Genomic DNA, 16,360 nt, shown 5'->3' with positions numbered 1-16,360 from the left:
TTATACCATCTCAACTGATTGTTTTATATACAAAAGTTGCATTAGCGAGTTGAATCCGCCTCTTCCACAAACGGCAGACGATGCAAATATTACTGCCAAGTATACTCATGGAGTGCTGGAAATATCTATTCCCAAAAAAGAGATTGCTGCTGAGAAAAAAATTGAAATTACTGTGGAAGGTTGATCACCCCTTTCTTTCCTAATAAAGAATAAATTATTTACTCTATTATAAATACCGGGAACAAAAAATGAATATGATTGATAATGCCATTCACGCTTTATCCATAAAATCCTACAGCGAATATGAATTACGTCAAGAATTAGAAATGCGCTATGGCGCCTTACTTGATTTAGAAAATGCCATTAATCAAACTATGGACTATTTAAAGTCTCATCAAATCATTAATGATAGGCATCTTGCTCGCCACTTGGCGCAGCATTATGCCCATAAGGGCGATCGTTTTATTGAAAATATCTTAAAGCAACGAAAAATAAAATCCGAATATATTAATGAAGCGTTACGTTCAATACCTGAAGAGAGAACTAGAGCTTGGGAGGAATCACACAAAAAATTAATTAATAATTATAAAAATGAGATTTCAGAACAGGAAAAAATCAATATCATAAGTCGTTTCCTATCTGGACGTCAATTCAGTACCCACGTGATTAATGAAACGCTTAGTCGATTAAATAAAGTTGATTTTATTAAACTAAAACCTCTACCCAATTGGTATCAAAATAATATGGCCAGTTAATTCACCGTTGGTTCTCTATTTCATAGGGTAAGCAAAACATCCGTTGCATTTCATAAACTGTGCTCACCCTATTTCCGCACTGGCTAGCTCTCTGTAAATAACAGAGAGCCGATTCATAAAAATAAGCTTATTTTTTGAGCAGGGAGTTTTTATAAATTTCTCAACGAGCAATCTAACTAAGCTATAATTTATAATAGGATTTTTCTTAAAAGATGATCTTTCGAGATGAAATTGTGAAATGGATTTATTGAGCACTATCTTGATGGAGAATGAAGTATGAATCAACAATATACCGCACGAATTTATTCCAATGAGAAAATAATACAACATAAGTCTGGCGATGATATTGAGAAACTATATATTTGGATGTTAGCCGAAGTTAATGGTACACCCGGCGACATTAGAGGTGAAATAATTGACAATGCGACGACAAAGGTAGTTCGATATTTTAAGAAAGCACCCGTAGAATAATGAACAAATGCCTATAGAGGCTCGCTTGTTTTTCAAAATCTGAAACTCTTATTATTATTCTTTATGCGTTTGGGTATCGTGATATAGGGATAATTCCTAAATTTACAAGAGTAATTTTTACTAAATTTTTTTTAAAACCAGTATTGAAATCTGATTTAATTGTCCCTATAGAATATTCACGATGTATTTTATGAGGAGGATTAATAACAAATCACTTAAAAATAGAATAATTTCATCTCTTATCATTAAATTTAAAAATTTTTTATTTCACTTTTAAAAAATAAATTTAAATTAAGAGGATTTAAGCTATGTCATCAGTTCAAATAACATTTCGTTCTGTTTCATACTCATCGGCAATTGAATGCCACATTGATAAAAATTATAACAAACTCAAGAGAATCTATAGAAAGATAAATCATTGTCGAGTAGTCATAGATAGGGAGCAAAACCATCGACTTAAAGGGAAAATATTTAGTGTAAGCATTAATATGACTATCCTTGGCAAGAAAATCAGCAGTAGAAAGCAAAACCAAAATTTATATATTGCACTACGCAATGGTTTCACAGCAATTGAAAAATTATTAGAAAAACAGTTCAAAAGAAAAATTAAAGCAGTCAAAAAATATCCTCTCGCTTTTAGTGAATATAATATTCACTCAGAACTACAATCATATTGAAAATAAATAAATTTTTCATGTAATGCTGGACATGGGCAAAACCCATATAAATCTCGCGATGAGATGAGAAGATGAGTTTGATGGCACATGTTCAGTTGTATCGCATTCCTATACTGTCCTTTCAATAAGTGCGATAGTCAGTTAAGAATCACTTTATACTTGAATTGAACAACAATTTAATATTTATTTGATTAATTGATAAGTTTTTATTAAAAATATTATCTCTCAGGCATGCATTCGCCTGATTCAAATCATATATTTTCTCAAAATATAGCTGGTATAACCCATAAAATTATCTGGTAATGTCGCTATAACTTGATAACCCAGTTTTTCATAGAAACCTTTTGCTTGGAATTCTGCAGTATCAAGTTGAATCATTTTACAATTGTTTTTTTGTGCAAAAGCATCTAGTTTCACAAATAATTCTCGACCTAGTCCTTTACGGCGATATTTTTTGTGAATCCATACGGTAAATACTCTGCATAACGTACCAAATATATCTCCTTTAATACCACCAAGAATTTCAGAGGTATCGTTTTTTGCATAAATGATAAAAGGTTTTGCTTCATAATTGCCAATGATTGATTCATTAAATTTTTTTAAATTATCATAGATGATTTTAGAAACAGCTCCATTATCCTTAAAATCAGTAATGATAGTTATTGGATCATTCATTTATCTCTCCTATTTGGCGCTAATTCGATATCAGTTCAATCCTTTAATACAAATACTTAACCATATAAACCATATTCCAAATATATCCCTCTGGTTTGAGATTAAATAAAGGTTGAAATCCTTGCTTTTCATAAAAATGGTAGGTTTCAAGATAATTCTCATCTGACTCTTGGGGAGATAATGTTTCGACTGTCATAGTCGATGCTTTTTGTTTTTTGGCATACTGAGATGCTTTATCTATAAGCATTGATCCTATATTTTTGCCTTGCCATTGAGCAAATACTGCCATCCAATAAATCGAACTGGTATTTGGATATGGAAAGTCAAGACTAAGGAGCCCTACATACATTTCTTCAGCTGTTTTAGCAGCAAAATTAATTCGTGAACGGACTCCTTTGATGTAGTGGTCATTGCATTCTAGTAAACCAAAGTACTCAGGTAAATCTTTTGTTATTTGTTCGCATAAAGTTGCAGCGTGTTCGGGCAGTATTTGCTCAATGATTATTTTCATAGAGGATTCTTAGATTGTAGTGATTTAGATAGATAAATAATGATCCTATGAAAATAATTGATATCATTGCAAGTATTACAAGATTCATATTGAGCATGCTACTAATTCTTATGGAGCAAACCGGCTTGCACTAAAAGATAATGGATCAGTGATTAAGTCTTCTGCGGTCATCATTTCCGCGAGCAAACGACCCGTAACCGGCCCAAGGGTCAAACCGTGATGAGCATGCCCGAATGCAAACCAAAGCCCGGCATGTCGAGGAGCTTGGCTAATAATTGGGAGCATATCCGGTGTACAGGGTCTACATCCCATCCAGGGAAATTCATCAAGTCGGGTGGTAATTGGAAACAGCGTGCGTGCAATAGGCTCTACTAAATCAAGTTGTACTGGAGTTTTCTGTGAATCACGTGGTGCAAATTCTGCCCCGGTAGTAAGACGAATTCCGCGAGTCATTGGTGCTAACAGAAAACCATTCTCAACATCGAGTACTGGGTGATTGAGTTGTGCATTTGCTCTTACACCGTAATGCATATGATACCCACGTTTTACTGCTAGCGGGAAGTGATATCCTAGTTGAGAACATAGAATGTCTGACCATGGTCCTAACGCAATCACTGCAGAATCTGCCTTGAGTTGGCCCTGTTCTGTTTTGACGGTCCATTGGTTGGATAAAGTAAATGCGTCTCCGAAAAAAAAGCGACCACCAAGATGTTCAAAATAATTGGCATAGGCAGCAACGAGTGCCCCCGGATCGCTCACAGTTTCAGAGTCTACATATCGAAGAGCTCCTAATAATGATTTATCCAGATCTGGCTCAATTTGACTCAATGAATTCTGGTCAAAAGACTCAAACTGGATGCCATACTCCATTTTACATTTTTCAGCAAATCGTGTTTCAGTATCTTGCTTTTTTACAGTTCGAAATACTTTAAGCCATCCACCTGAGCGAAATAAATTTCTTACTCCTGCGGCTTCGGCTAGAAAATGATGTTCCGTTATGCTGTGTTGAATCAAGTTTGCATAAGAGCGAGCAATCTCTGCATGACGTAATGAATGAGAATTCACCCAGTATTTCCATAAAAAAGGCGCAAGCCTCAGGATTGCCTTCGGGTGATATCTGACATCAGGAGAGCTATTTAAAGCGTATTTAATTAAAGAGAACATATCTCTTGGAAAGGCATAGGGATACACCCCTTCACGCTGAATTAATCCGGCATTACCATATGAGGTCTCACTTCCAGGGGACTTCGCATCGACTAATGCTACTGACCGTCCTCGTTTTTGCAAATGAATTGCAACGGATACTCCAATAATTCCGCCTCCAAGGACAATAGCATCAAATTTCATAAGCATATACTCCGTTTACTCAAAGAATTAGGATCAGCCGCTTATTATTGTGTTTATTAGACGAGCTTACAACCTATTAAATGTAATACAGTGGCATATTTAGTTCTTCGCATGCATTTTTATGAAAGCACTATTCCTAGGTAGGTTAAGTATAAAATTCCATTAAAAAATAACATCTTAATCTTAATTCCATCCACTGAAATATTGAACCTTAGCCATGCTGTAGCAATGTAGGTTACGAGAATACCGGTTAAAACTACTCTAGATGGTGCCCAAGGTGTTAAAAGTATTCCTAATGCAGGAAGTAAAGTGCCCTGAAATACCATTGCACCAGTTATATTGCCAAAACCAAGGGTATCTTGACCTTTTCTTACCCATATCACGCTATTTACTTTTTCTGGTAATTCTGTTGCGATGGGGATGATCAGTAATGATAAAAGCAACACCGGTATGCCAATAGAATTTGCTGCTCCCTGTACTCCATGAATAAATCCCTTTGCGCTAAATACCAATAGGATTAGCCCCAAAATTAATTGGATTAAAATTGTTTTGAGATTGTTTTTTAAACCCAGTTTAGCAATTAATAAAGGTTCACTTGTTATTACTGCATGGCCATTTTCTACTAAAGCTTTAGACGCACTGAACGTAAACATTAAATAAAGAAAATAAAGAAAAACAAGTATAATGCAAAATAAAATACGTAACGAATAATTTGGCTCTAAAGGAAGAAACATTGCTAAAGCAGCAAGAGTGAATGCCATTAAGAAAAAATTCATGTCCCGTTTAAAACCACTAATTTCTGGTGTTATCCATCCATTAAGCCCCCGCTTTTTAATTACTGAAGAAGCCATAATAAAGGTTGATAAAGTGGATAACATTAATGGAGCACCTAAAATTGCCCCTACGCTAATTTCTTCATTAACTTGTCGATCAGCGGTTCCGGCAATTATTGCCAAGATGGGTACCGTAGTTTCTGGAAGCGCAGTAGATATAGCTGCGAATATTGAACCCGTGACACCAGTTGAAATATCCAACCTTTCACCAAAATGCTCTAACGCATTAGAAAATAATTGCGCTGAGATTAAGATTAGGACCAACATACCTAAGAGTTCAAACCACATATACATATTTGTCCCTCATAACTACAGCCTCGAAATGATTATCCATAATAGGGCCAAAAGATTTTTTCCAAATATAAAGTAAATTGCTAAAAAATTAGTGCTCTCTATAATTTAAAACGACTAAAATGCAGGGTCCTCCAGCTATGACATTGATTTTATGGTGTTTGCAGTTCTGAATGGCTGAGTTACTCTCTGCGCCAGGTTGCATCCAAATATTTTTAATTCCTTTTTTAATCGCTTCTTCAACGATTTTTTCAGTAATAACAGGCGGGGTTATAATAGAAATACTTTCAACCTCATTTGGCAATTGACTTACTGAATGTACTACCGGAATCCCTTCAATTGAATTTTCTTTAGGGTTTACAGGATAAGCTTTTTTACCATTCTCTAGATAACATCGTAAAACTTTGTTTCCATATTTTTCTCGATTCGAAGAGGCACCAATCACAGCGAAGGCTTTTGACTGGAAAAACAGTTCAATTTGATTATTTATCATGCTATTTTTGTTTATGCAATTTGCTATCTATTTAGTTTAGCAATGAATGTTGATTCATGATATTTTTTTGGCTTATTTTTTAATATGAGTAACTCGATAATCATAATATTTTACCAATCTCAATATCTCGTGGATCACTTCCATGATGATCAGGATCATCAAAGGGTATATTGACGTACTGATGATGAATATAAAAATTTAAAGCGTCTGGCGAGGATTGGATATGTAGCTGATAAACTCCAGTCTCCTTTAGCCACTTTTCAATGATATTCAAAAAATAGCCACCTAAACCTTTATTGCGACATTCCTCATCAATAACAATAATTCTAAGTGCTGCTCTTTGATTTGGCCATAATTGAATGTGGGCATAGCCAACTCGCTTCGTTCCTTGATAAAGAATAAAATGGATGTGGTCTTTATGATCGAACGTCCATGTATAGGGATCTGAAATGGGTACTTTATCAAAAAAATATTTTTGACGAAAAGTACGAGCCGATTGCCATTCACGGCGTGTTAATGCTTTGACAATGCGAAGTTGGGTAAAGCCAGTTTGAGCATCAATATTGGAAATAAACTCTTCTTTCCCTAGACAATAGGCGTTAATATCATTAGGAAACTGTTTTGCCAAAGCCATTTTCAGGGTGGCATAAGCATCACGATCATTGGGATGTGTTCTCATCCAATCACGGAAATATAAATGCCGTTCAATTTCTGAGTTTCCCTTTTCAAAAACATGTACATTATGAGTTCTTTTAGTTGCACCTTTTTGAAAATAACGACGAAAAGGAATACCATACTCGCCCATTGTTACATATCCAATTTTTTCCATAGATTCTGATGCTTTATCCACCAGTAAAATATTTTCAACAACAGGAAGAATATCGATAATAGGTTTCGCGCTTAATTCTGGCACCGAAGTAGATCCAATATGATAAATTTCAATGCAATTAGATCCCAGTGCCTGCTTTATTTGGTGAGCCTCAGCTGCAAACAGTTCAGGCCATGAGGGATTATAACGAATAACTTCAACTGTTCTTTTCATGATTTTGCTTTCTACTAATAATCAAAATGGAAAACCACACATTAGAAATTTACTATGCTCAAATAAGTAAAAATGGTTCTTTTCATCACATGATATTTTACCACAGTATTATTTACGTTTAAGGGCCTCCTTTTTTATTTATCTAAATCCATATTCTCGATAGTTATCATCAAAATCAAGTTCTCTAGTGTGGCTGCCACATAGCTTTTTTTTCAGATCAAAAAACTTATACGAGCCGTTTGCATTAGTTATAGGATTTATTGGTTCTAGAAGTTTTTGAATGGAACTTTTTATATCATCAAGAAAAAGCTCGTTTCGATAGGTGTTATTTAACAAATTGCCATCTTCGACTAATAATTGTATTGTTGCTTCGACCTGTTGCTTGGTTTTGTTTCTACAGTCAACGTAATACTCTTTGTAGTATTTAATATCACGAAAAATTGGTACCTGTTGCCCACGATGCTCAAAATTGCGTTCAGAAATGATTTCGCTCTTAACAGTGTCAGTATCAAGTGCCGGAAGACTTTCAGTAGAACTTATATCAAGGACTTTAATGCTACTGATTGAATACAGGGGGTAATTCGTTTGACAGTGATCTTGAAAATAGATACGAATATACATGTTAATTTCTCCTTAGATTTCTGACATTTCAGGAGATTTTGAATGCCATTACAGTTAAAGTGGGCTGCATGGTAACATGACATTAAAATAATTTTAAGGCAAGGGTAACATGTCACAATAAAACTAGCAGGATCTAAAAGCTCCATTTTTATTAAATAGAGCTATTATCTATTACTAAATTTTTCTGCAGATACCATATCTTCTAAAAAGATAGCTAATTTAGAATATTCTGGCTGTTTTGCAAGTAGTCTCATTTCTTCAAGATCAAATGATTTGCTCTTTATGCCCGTTTCAATGATGCTCGTGCATCCAGTTTTTATCAAATGCAATAAGATCGCCGCAGGCGTATCTACATCACTACGTTTATAAGTAGCAGGTAATTTAGAATTAGTACGATGCATTAAATTTTCTACTTCTTCATCTTTAGCAAATTTATCGAGCTCATTTGTAGCATAAAAAATACATTCTGCGGGTATACTCCCTACGGCCATAACTTCCATTTCACATATTTTTGAAGTAGTTGTTGACTCAGAAATCATGTCAGCTGTTTCTCGGATAAATGCAGGTATGCTAATTTTTTTATTAGGATTTACAGAAGAGTAAAGATAGTTACTTATATTATTCGCACCGTTTTGGGCAAACTCAAGTGCTTTTGCAATACTTATTGTTCCACCAAATCCGCCAAATTTTGTATTAAATGCTATATAAGATTTTAAATTATCTTTAGGAAAATCTTCTCTACCACTAAAACCGTCTTTAGTCACATCTTTAGGAGATTCGCCATGGATTCGATGCCATGCTACGCTTGTGGCTGGTACATCAATTTCTGTTAATAATTGGTAGTCGCTATAAGGAACACTGCTAGGAGTACTATAAGTCGATTTTTGTCCTAATCCAAAAAATGAAATTTTTCTAAACATAATTTTAAACTCACTACCTTTTTTAACCTCCTGGAAGAAATTCCGAATAAGAACATATTTTACATGAGCTTTATTAAGAATTAATTAAATAACAAACATTTTGTATTATTTATAACCGAAATGATGTTTATTTTATTGAAAAAATGAATACTCTAAATTTAGTTGCGTCTATTAATGAAAGAAAAGGAATGATTTTTATAGGATAATGATAAAAGCTGCTATGTAATATATTAGTACTACCCTGTTTCGTAGTTCTTCACCTCCGTTCTAAGATATTCTTAACCCAATTTTTTAATTTAATATAGTGTGAGCCTTCCCAATAAATTTTTTTACAGGACTGGCATTGCATGAAAGTTTGATAGTATTTTTTTGCTAGCTCAGGAATATCTTGAATAATTTTTAATTTATCTGCTTTTTTTAGTAACCCATTACACATGAGGCATCGAGTCAATGGTCTGCACTGTTTTGTTAACTGAAAGTGCATTAAAACCTCTTCCACTTGCTTTTTCGGATTGGTATTGTGCATCCAGCGACCATGGGTAATGCTTTTATTTTTTAAAATGCCGATATCACGTGTTAACACAATTCGGTGTTCTTTTTTACTTCTCTGGATGATGGTTTCATCGGTTAGATTGTTTTCATAAATCACATCAAATCCAAGTAAACGCAAATAACGGGCAAGTTTTCCAAGATGAACATCGAGAATAAAGCGAGGCGTTCTTAAAGGTTTCGGACGAAGTCGAATCAACTCACCCACATCAAAGGCTTCGAAAACAGGATATACGGAAATATAATCCTGATCGTGGACGAGATAATTAAAGTCAACTGATTTCCCATTAACTAAAATCACTTCAACTTCAGTATGTGGAACTCCAAGTGATTCGATTAGGTCTTTAATTGAAGTTTTTTGAGGGACGCTATGAGTAAAGCTCACTTTACGCCTCTCTGGAGGAATGAAATCATTTAACTCTTCATAAAAACGCAACTGTAAGGAGATCATGCTTTGATTCGATTGCTCGCTTCGTTTTAATTTATGGCATAAAAATTTGAAAAAGAAAAATGAACGTAAAATAAAGTTAATTTAGTTTATGGCTCAAGAAACTTAAAAAGATCTTTTTTATACATTTTTATCCTCAAATAAGTCATCAAAATATATATCTATAAACAACTAAAAATTTAACCATGGCGAGATCCAAATAGTGCTAGGCCCTGAGTACGAAACCAGTATTTATCTTCGCCAATAACATACTTTTTTAATTCAGGTATCGCTTGAATATCTGTGTAACCTGTTGTTACAAAATAACTTTTTCCCGTGAAATAATACTCCTTAGTAGCTCTTGATGGAGTAACGAGTATACGGCCATCAGGAACAATTTTGATTAGTTGCTCAATAAAGTGTGTTATATCCTTTTCTTTTTCTATTCCGTTCTCAACTCCTAAAAGATAAGGAACAAAAGCAGTGTCGAAAGCTTGCTTTTGATCGCTTACAAGTATCTTATCTACCGTACCCACATGAAATTGGATGTTTTTATCCAATTCAAAATTACTTTGTGCTTTGGATTGAATTGCACGTTGAACCAGCGACACCATGTAATGAATATAAGCGCGTCTTAATGAGTTAGGATGAATTATCCAGAATAAAAAATGAGCCCATTTTCCGCTCGATAAAGTCACTAACGGTGGATACCAACAGGTGAGCGCAGCAAATAACTCACCAATTGATGGCAAAGGATTTCCTTTGACATCGTATTCACGATAAAGGTAATACTTTTTAAATGCTTTCATCCATGCAATTGTAATGGGATCTTTATCATAGGCTGTAATTGACTTTGCACCTGCTAGCGCAAATAAAAAACTACTGTTCCCGTATCCAGGAATAACCAGGACATTTTTTCCTTCAATATCAGCTCGAATATCATATCGACTCTTTTGGTGTTCAGCCAAAGCAGATGATAAATAGCGCTCAGCTCCCATGGGGTATATTTGAACTTCTTTATTGTCTGAGAGTCTTGTGACGCGTCGGTCTAAAAGCCATTTTTTCTCTTGTTTGCTTAAAATGGTTTCGTAAGCTGACATAAAATTCCTAGGTTAATTCTCGTGGTTGTTTTAATCGCAATAACTTTATTGCTGTTTCTGGCAAGGCTGGCATCCTTAAAGTAAGGGTATTTCGTTTTGTGGTCCATTTTCTTCCTAGTTTCTGTGTAGGCCGCTCAATAAATACATGCAGAAACCAAGACAATAATAGAGCGCCACTAAAAACTAAAGCAAGTGCAGTCCAAATTTTAAAATTCATATCGAGCATCACTCGAAGAGCAACATAACCTGCAATACTATGCACGATATACAAAGGATAACTAATATCAGCTAAAAAATTAACTATGGGATTTGCCCTAAAAAAATGAGGGAATGTGTAGGCAAACATAAAAGTCAGCAAAGCAAAAGCATAACTCCAAGCCAATATTAAATTTTCTGAATATGGCCCAGTCCACCATGCGATACAAAACATGCCAAATAAAATACCTATTAAAAAATATCCTCTATCGGATGCAATTTTATGGCAGTATAAATAGTGGAATACTACGCCAATAAACATATAAATAATATAAGGTGATGACATCATATAAATTTCTGCCCAGATAAAAGCAGATAAATTTTTTATTGCCCACTCAGGGAGCATGTGCGCCATATAACAGGTCACTAGAAATAAAACCGCAGGAATTAAAAAAACCTTAAGCGAATCATCACGAAACCAAACAATTGATAACGCTACAATAAGATAAAATTTCATTTCTACTTCAAGAGTCCAGATAATTACATCTATATTTCTTGACTCAAGAATATCTCGAACTCCTGGAATATAGTGAATGAAGACTTCCTGAAAGGAATAAGGCCAAACTGATAAAAAATATTTTCCGCATACAAAAAGAGCTATTAAAGTGATACTAAATCCTATGATGTAGGTCGGAATAATGCGAAAAAGACGATTGACACAAAATCCTATGATATTTGTTCTTGAGAGTGAAAAAGGAATAACAAAACCACTGAGAATAAAAAACAAACCTACTCCATAAGCCCCCCAATCAAATAGCGGAAACAAGTTCAACCATACCACATAAATCGGTGTTGCATGTGATTCAGGAGATAGTAGTGGTGCATGAATCAGATGAGCAACAGAGTCCCTCTTATACCAAAAAGTACTTAAATAATGAGAAAGTACAACAAATAATGCTGCAAGACCTCGTAAAGTATTTGCAAATTCGATCTTGATATTAGCGTGTACGAGTTCACTCATAAGCGAAGACCTGAACACCCTTTTCTTAGACTATTAGCATAAACCATATTTTTATATTCACTCTTAGAATCTTTATTTAAATCAATAAAATGATTGTATCTCACCCTGCTTTACTTGACTATTATCCATTCGCATCCGAAATCAAGTTCAGTAAAATTTACTTTATTCAATAAATTTTTTAATAAAAATCAAAATGTTAAATCTATTTTTTGTCTATGGTCAATTTTTTGCCTAAAAAGCCAAATTTTTTATCAATTAGTGCTAAAATAATATGCAGGTAGTTCATAAAACGAGGAAGACATGAAATATAAAACCACAGTTCAAATGCAAGGTAACGGTTCTTTAGTGATGACCGATGGAACATTAGAGAAAAATGGAGATATGATTTTTGGATATCATGCACTTTTAGCCATTTGCAACGATCAAAGCAAAAAGCAACATACTTTTGAAAATGGTAAGCAATTTTTTGTAGAATCAATTGGTCGTTTACATTCAGAGAGGTTAAAAATAACCATTACCCCAGAGTTTGCTCAAGACGCAATTGCGGTGTTAAAAAAGGAATATCCAGGGTTAGAAGTAATAGGTGAGCAGCCCGATCTAAAACGTGGAGAAGGGTATGCTCCCTAGTTAACTGTTGTTATGCGAAGCTCGTGATGTTCATACCATCATGAGCTTTTTTTATGGTACATCCATAAGAGTATGGATCAAAAAATTTATTTAGCGATAATAGTTTACAAGTTAACAGAATAAATTCATTATCTTAAACCGATCATTTTAGTATTGATTAGGACCTACAATGCTAAATTAAACGTTTCTATTCATTTATATCGTTTATAAGCGAACATTGAAACTCAATTTAACCATTTTATTTAAGGAAAAATGTATGGCTAAAATTCTTTGTGTTCTTTATGAAGATCCAATTAAGGGATATCCCAAACACTATGCACGGGACACACTGCCAAAAATAGAACACTACCCTGATGGGCAAAATACCCCCACACCAAAACATCTTGATTTTAAACCAGGTACTTTACTTGGTTCTGTATCTGGTGAGTTAGGTTTACGTCACTTTCTTGAAGACCAGGGCCACCAATTTGTGGTCACTTCAGATAAAGAAGGTCCAAATTCAGTTTTTGAAAAAGAACTACCTGATGCTGATGTTGTTATTTCTCAACCTTTTTGGCCGGCGTATTTAACGTCTGAACGAATCGCCAAAGCAAAAAAATTGAAATTGGTAATTACGGCAGGTATTGGTTCTGATCATGTGGACTTGCAAGCAGCAAAAGAAAATAACATTACCGTGGCTGAAGTAACCTATTCAAACAGTATCAGTGTCGCTGAACATGTGGTCATGATGATCCTCTCTTTGGTACGTAATTATTTGCCTTCTAATCAATGGGTTATTCAAAAGGGATGGAATATTGCCGACTGCGTTGTGCGCTCCTACGATCTGGAAGGAATGACAGTAGGCTCTGTCGCGTGTGGGCGTATTGGCTTAGCCGTTATGAAGCGTTTAAAACCTTTTGATGTTAAGTTGCATTATACAGATCGTCATCGATTACCGGAAAAAACCGAAAAAGAGTTAGGGCTTATTTTCCATAATCATGTTGAATCTTTGGTGCAAGCATGTGACGTAGTGACCATTAACTGCCCTTTAACACCAGAAACTGAAAACTTATTTGACGAGCACTTGATTAATAAAATGAAACGCGGATCTTATTTAATCAATACTGCTCGAGGGAAAATATGTAATCGTGAGGCAGTGGTGAAAGCATGTGAAAATGGTCAACTTGCTGGTTATGCAGGGGATGTTTGGTTTCCACAACCCGCACCTCAAGACCATCCATGGCGAACAATGCCTCATCATGGGATGACCCCGCATGTTTCTGGAAGCTCTCTATCCGCACAAGCGCGGTATGCTGCGGGGACGCGTGAAATTTTGGAGTGTTGGTTGGAAGAACGCCCTATTCGTGATGTATATCTTATTGTTGATAAAGGTAGGTTTGCTGGAACTGGTGCACATTCATACACGGTAGAGAATGCAAATTTAGGTGTTGTAGAAGCGTAGATAACTTATAAATGAATATCGTTCACTTATTAAAGTGTTTAGTGAACGATATTTAAGCCCTGCTTACTGTGCTTTATGCATGACATTCAATCGAATTGCATTCATTATCATGGTGCTCAATAAATTTGGTAAAAATTAAATAAACACCATTGGTCCAACCAAATCCAATTTCATTCGTGGCATAACTGTATTTAATTTTATTATCGGTGCGAGTGCTTATTGTATTCACATCATATTTTTCAAAAATGGCGTGATTTCTTTGAAATCCTCTATTCACTGTATTAATAAATTTAGTAGCTATTTCCATTGCAAATCTTTTATAGCCATAGCGCTCAAGCCCAAAAACTGCAAAATACTGCAATGGAGCCCAACCAAAAGGAGCATCCCATTGCAAGCCGGAATTATTAATGCTTGTAACAATGCCACCTTTCATTAATAAATCCGGTATATGTTTCACTACAGCAGCAGCTTGTTCCTTAGAGGCAATTCCGGCCCACAAAGGATAAAAAGTAGTGGCAAAGGGATAATATTTTCGTCTTTTCTTTTTGAAGTCGTAATCTAAATAATAACCAGTTGATTCATCCCATAAATATTGATTTATATATTTAGCACGTTTTTCAGCTCGAGTTCGCCATTTCATGGCTTCGTTATCATTACCCAGGATTTTATAAATTTCTTGTGTATCACGTTCCATTTGATAGAGCAAAACATTTAAATCCACAGGTGCAAAGTCCAATATCCCGGCGCCAAATGGACCATATTTGGCTGTAATATCAAAACCTGATTCCCGAATCGTACGATCCGCAATATAAAAAAGAGGTGTTAATTTATTGTTTTGTTGGTCATAGAAAAGCGCTTTATTATAATCACTTATATCATGCGTTCTAAAATAGTTTATCACTTTTGCATAATAGACAGGTGATTCCTCGGGGGTTTGCCCTACTCCACCAGAATAATATCGTGATAAACCAATATGAGGAATTGCACGAGGTGGTGATGTCCAATGGTGATATAATTTTTCAATAGCTGGTAAAGTGGATTTTAGCCAAAGTTTATCAGGATCTTTGTTGTAATAGGCGAGTATCATCTCAGTTAAAACGGGAGGTTGTGTTCGTCCTAGATAATAAGTGCGATTGGCATTTAAAACGATCCCGTAATGAATAACCTCATAAATTAAGTTATCTACCATATTTTTTGCAAGATTTAACCGATTACTTTCGAGTAAACCTAATTCAATAAAAAAGCTATCCCAGGCATACATCTCATTAAATCGTCCGCCAGGTACTACATAGGGATAAGGCAAATAAAGTAATCCATGCTTTTTAATGTGAGTATAATTTGGGGGTAAATATTCAAAGTGAACTTTGTTGGCTAGTTTTATATTGTTTTCTTTAATTTTTTCAATTCGTTCTGATTCAGGGAGATATACAATAAATTCATCAGCTAATAATTTTGGATCAACTTTGGATTGAATCCAGTTGTCACGGGTCAATCGATCCCAGCTTTTATCAATATATTGGGTAACCTGCAAATTAACAGGATCTATGTGGCTGGAAAATGAACTTTGAGAAAAAATAACCAATATTATAAAAAAAATGTATATGAAAAAATTTTTTGGTGCTTTATGCAATTTTAATGTCCTTATTTTATTTCATTGTTATCGCAACTATTCTAAAGGAAATGGACTTATTCGAAAAATAAAGGAGTAGTGAATACCTGCTAATCCCTGTCAACTTGCCGTGTACATATAAAAATATGTTTTACACTAAAACTTATGAGTCCTTTCAAGAATTATTTAATTTGTTTTAAAAATATTTTTCACAAAAATCATATAAAACATCTATACTAAATTATGATTTTAACACTAACTATGGAAGGAAATATCATGTATAAAAAAATGGTACAGGCTGCTGCATTTGCAGTTACATTAGCACTCAGTCCAGTAGTTTTAGCGCATTCTGGAGAATGTAGGGAAGGACTGAAAAGCATGGTTGAGTCGTTAAAGCTTGATGAAAACCAAAAATCTAAAATAAAACCCATCTTAGAACAACTTAAAACAACAATGAAAAATAGTGCAGAACAAATGAGGGATTTAAGTAAACAAATCAATCAGCAAGCTGAATCAGCATCCATGGATCAATCAACAGTTGACAGTTTAGTTGATAAAAAAACAAAACTGATTGGGGATATGATTAAAGCTAAGATAACAGCAAAAAATCAAATTTATGCAGTCCTTAAACCAGAACAAAAAACAGAATTACAAAATAAAATGAAAAAAATGGAAGAAAAAATGGCAGAAAAATTTAAAAAATGTCATGAAGAATAATGATTTCAATCCAGGAGCAATTTTTATTGTTCCTGGAT

General features: G+C 34.6%; 19 protein-coding genes. 7 read left to right on the top strand and 12 right to left on the bottom strand.

Features of this window, described 5'->3' with window-relative positions:
• From A8O27_RS08845 to A8O27_RS08830, 4 genes are all read left to right on the top strand, one after another.
• Positions 1-184 (top strand): Hsp20/alpha crystallin family protein (locus tag A8O27_RS08845; protein ID WP_154669237.1); only part of this gene is annotated, 184 nt, incomplete at its 5' end.
• A 64-nt stretch (positions 185-248) separates the two neighbouring features.
• A complete protein-coding gene (locus A8O27_RS08840; protein ID WP_058459896.1) occupies positions 249-755 on the top strand; it encodes a regulatory protein RecX in 507 nt (168 codons plus the stop codon).
• A 276-nt stretch (positions 756-1,031) separates the two neighbouring features.
• On the top strand, positions 1,032-1,226 hold the full coding sequence (locus A8O27_RS08835; protein WP_058459895.1) for a hypothetical protein: 195 nt from the start codon (positions 1,032-1,034) through the stop codon (positions 1,224-1,226).
• Between the two features lie 308 nt (positions 1,227-1,534).
• Positions 1,535-1,903 carry an HPF/RaiA family ribosome-associated protein gene (locus A8O27_RS08830; protein ID WP_058459894.1) on the top strand — a complete coding sequence of 123 codons (369 nt, stop codon included), beginning with the start codon at positions 1,535-1,537 and terminating at the stop codon, positions 1,901-1,903.
• Between the two features lie 246 nt (positions 1,904-2,149).
• Here A8O27_RS08830 and A8O27_RS08825 read toward each other — a convergent pair whose 3' ends face one another.
• The 11 genes from A8O27_RS08825 to A8O27_RS08775 form a co-directional block, all read right to left on the bottom strand.
• Positions 2,150-2,578 carry a GNAT family N-acetyltransferase gene (locus tag A8O27_RS08825; RefSeq protein WP_058459893.1) on the bottom strand — a complete coding sequence of 143 codons (429 nt, stop codon included), beginning with the start codon at positions 2,576-2,578 and terminating at the stop codon, positions 2,150-2,152.
• 43 nt (positions 2,579-2,621) lie between these two features.
• Positions 2,622-3,089: a GNAT family N-acetyltransferase gene (locus tag A8O27_RS08820; RefSeq protein ID WP_058459892.1), complete on the bottom strand. Its 468-nt coding sequence runs from the start codon at positions 3,087-3,089 to the stop codon at positions 2,622-2,624.
• 108 nt (positions 3,090-3,197) lie between these two features.
• Positions 3,198-4,436, bottom strand: coding sequence for an NAD(P)/FAD-dependent oxidoreductase (locus A8O27_RS08815; protein WP_058459891.1), 1,239 nt, complete (start codon positions 4,434-4,436; stop codon positions 3,198-3,200).
• 119 nt (positions 4,437-4,555) lie between these two features.
• The gene (locus A8O27_RS08810; RefSeq protein WP_082642468.1) at positions 4,556-5,557 is read right to left on the bottom strand and encodes a sodium:calcium antiporter; all 1,002 of its coding nucleotides are present in this window, start codon (positions 5,555-5,557) and stop codon (positions 4,556-4,558) included.
• A gap of 94 nt (positions 5,558-5,651) precedes the next feature.
• The gene (locus tag A8O27_RS08805) at positions 5,652-6,053 is read right to left on the bottom strand and encodes a CoA-binding protein (protein ID WP_058459889.1); all 402 of its coding nucleotides are present in this window, start codon (positions 6,051-6,053) and stop codon (positions 5,652-5,654) included.
• A gap of 100 nt (positions 6,054-6,153) precedes the next feature.
• Positions 6,154-7,095 carry a bifunctional GrpB family protein/GNAT family N-acetyltransferase gene (locus A8O27_RS08800; protein ID WP_058459888.1) on the bottom strand — a complete coding sequence of 314 codons (942 nt, stop codon included), beginning with the start codon at positions 7,093-7,095 and terminating at the stop codon, positions 6,154-6,156.
• Positions 7,096-7,233: 138 nt separating this feature from the next.
• On the bottom strand, positions 7,234-7,716 hold the full coding sequence (locus A8O27_RS08795; RefSeq protein WP_058459887.1) for a hypothetical protein: 483 nt from the start codon (positions 7,714-7,716) through the stop codon (positions 7,234-7,236).
• A 164-nt stretch (positions 7,717-7,880) separates the two neighbouring features.
• Positions 7,881-8,636 (bottom strand): hypothetical protein, encoded by a 756-nt coding sequence (locus tag A8O27_RS08790; RefSeq protein ID WP_058459886.1) that lies wholly within the window; start codon positions 8,634-8,636, stop codon positions 7,881-7,883.
• Between the two features lie 256 nt (positions 8,637-8,892).
• Entirely contained in the window at positions 8,893-9,636 is a 744-nt protein-coding gene (locus A8O27_RS08785) for a Mut7-C RNAse domain-containing protein (protein ID WP_082642456.1), read from the bottom strand.
• Between the two features lie 176 nt (positions 9,637-9,812).
• Positions 9,813-10,712, bottom strand: a complete 900-nt coding sequence (locus A8O27_RS08780; protein ID WP_058459884.1) for a hypothetical protein — start codon at positions 10,710-10,712, stop codon at positions 9,813-9,815.
• A gap of 7 nt (positions 10,713-10,719) precedes the next feature.
• Entirely contained in the window at positions 10,720-11,928 is a 1,209-nt protein-coding gene (locus tag A8O27_RS08775) for an acyltransferase family protein (protein WP_064115080.1), read from the bottom strand.
• Between the two features lie 300 nt (positions 11,929-12,228).
• Between A8O27_RS08775 and A8O27_RS08770 the strand changes: the two genes are divergently transcribed.
• Both A8O27_RS08770 and A8O27_RS08765 read left to right on the top strand, forming a co-directional pair.
• A complete protein-coding gene (locus A8O27_RS08770) occupies positions 12,229-12,555 on the top strand; it encodes a hypothetical protein (protein WP_058459883.1) in 327 nt (108 codons plus the stop codon).
• Between the two features lie 256 nt (positions 12,556-12,811).
• Positions 12,812-13,996 carry an NAD-dependent formate dehydrogenase gene (locus A8O27_RS08765; RefSeq protein WP_058459882.1) on the top strand — a complete coding sequence of 395 codons (1,185 nt, stop codon included), beginning with the start codon at positions 12,812-12,814 and terminating at the stop codon, positions 13,994-13,996.
• 73 nt (positions 13,997-14,069) lie between these two features.
• Here the strand turns inward: A8O27_RS08765 and A8O27_RS08760 are convergent, their stop codons facing one another.
• Entirely contained in the window at positions 14,070-15,626 is a 1,557-nt protein-coding gene (locus tag A8O27_RS08760) for a trehalase family glycosidase (RefSeq protein WP_058459881.1), read from the bottom strand.
• A 255-nt stretch (positions 15,627-15,881) separates the two neighbouring features.
• Between A8O27_RS08760 and A8O27_RS08755 the strand changes: the two genes are divergently transcribed.
• A complete protein-coding gene (locus A8O27_RS08755; RefSeq protein ID WP_058459880.1) occupies positions 15,882-16,322 on the top strand; it encodes a Spy/CpxP family protein refolding chaperone in 441 nt (146 codons plus the stop codon).
• Positions 16,323-16,360: the final 38 nt, after the last annotated feature.

This window comes from Legionella bozemanae, from assembly GCF_001648595.1.
GTDB lineage: Bacteria > Pseudomonadota > Gammaproteobacteria > Legionellales > Legionellaceae > Legionella > Legionella bozemanae.
Note: the sequence above shows the minus strand (reverse complement) of the source record. Positions and strands in the feature narration are given on the sequence as shown.

What these genes read in the sequence shown, in the direction of transcription:
- A8O27_RS08840 (WP_058459896.1), top strand. Translation starts at nt 249, where the DNA reads ATGAATATGATTGATAATGCCATTCACGCTTTATCCATAAAATCCTAC.
- A8O27_RS08835 (WP_058459895.1), top strand. Translation starts at nt 1,032, where the DNA reads ATGAATCAACAATATACCGCACGAATTTATTCCAATGAGAAAATAATA.
- A8O27_RS08830 (WP_058459894.1), top strand. Translation starts at nt 1,535, where the DNA reads ATGTCATCAGTTCAAATAACATTTCGTTCTGTTTCATACTCATCGGCA.
- A8O27_RS08825 (WP_058459893.1), bottom strand. Translation starts at nt 2,578, where the DNA reads ATGAATGATCCAATAACTATCATTACTGATTTTAAGGATAATGGAGCT.
- A8O27_RS08820 (WP_058459892.1), bottom strand. Translation starts at nt 3,089, where the DNA reads ATGAAAATAATCATTGAGCAAATACTGCCCGAACACGCTGCAACTTTA.
- A8O27_RS08815 (WP_058459891.1), bottom strand. Translation starts at nt 4,436, where the DNA reads ATGAAATTTGATGCTATTGTCCTTGGAGGCGGAATTATTGGAGTATCC.
- A8O27_RS08810 (WP_082642468.1), bottom strand. Translation starts at nt 5,557, where the DNA reads ATGTGGTTTGAACTCTTAGGTATGTTGGTCCTAATCTTAATCTCAGCG.
- A8O27_RS08805 (WP_058459889.1), bottom strand. Translation starts at nt 6,053, where the DNA reads ATGATAAATAATCAAATTGAACTGTTTTTCCAGTCAAAAGCCTTCGCT.
- A8O27_RS08800 (WP_058459888.1), bottom strand. Translation starts at nt 7,095, where the DNA reads ATGAAAAGAACAGTTGAAGTTATTCGTTATAATCCCTCATGGCCTGAA.
- A8O27_RS08795 (WP_058459887.1), bottom strand. Translation starts at nt 7,716, where the DNA reads ATGTATATTCGTATCTATTTTCAAGATCACTGTCAAACGAATTACCCC.
- A8O27_RS08790 (WP_058459886.1), bottom strand. Translation starts at nt 8,636, where the DNA reads ATGTTTAGAAAAATTTCATTTTTTGGATTAGGACAAAAATCGACTTAT.
- A8O27_RS08785 (WP_082642456.1), bottom strand. Translation starts at nt 9,636, where the DNA reads ATGATCTCCTTACAGTTGCGTTTTTATGAAGAGTTAAATGATTTCATT.
- A8O27_RS08780 (WP_058459884.1), bottom strand. Translation starts at nt 10,712, where the DNA reads ATGTCAGCTTACGAAACCATTTTAAGCAAACAAGAGAAAAAATGGCTT.
- A8O27_RS08775 (WP_064115080.1), bottom strand. Translation starts at nt 11,928, where the DNA reads ATGAGTGAACTCGTACACGCTAATATCAAGATCGAATTTGCAAATACT.
- A8O27_RS08770 (WP_058459883.1), top strand. Translation starts at nt 12,229, where the DNA reads ATGAAATATAAAACCACAGTTCAAATGCAAGGTAACGGTTCTTTAGTG.
- A8O27_RS08765 (WP_058459882.1), top strand. Translation starts at nt 12,812, where the DNA reads ATGGCTAAAATTCTTTGTGTTCTTTATGAAGATCCAATTAAGGGATAT.
- A8O27_RS08755 (WP_058459880.1), top strand. Translation starts at nt 15,882, where the DNA reads ATGTATAAAAAAATGGTACAGGCTGCTGCATTTGCAGTTACATTAGCA.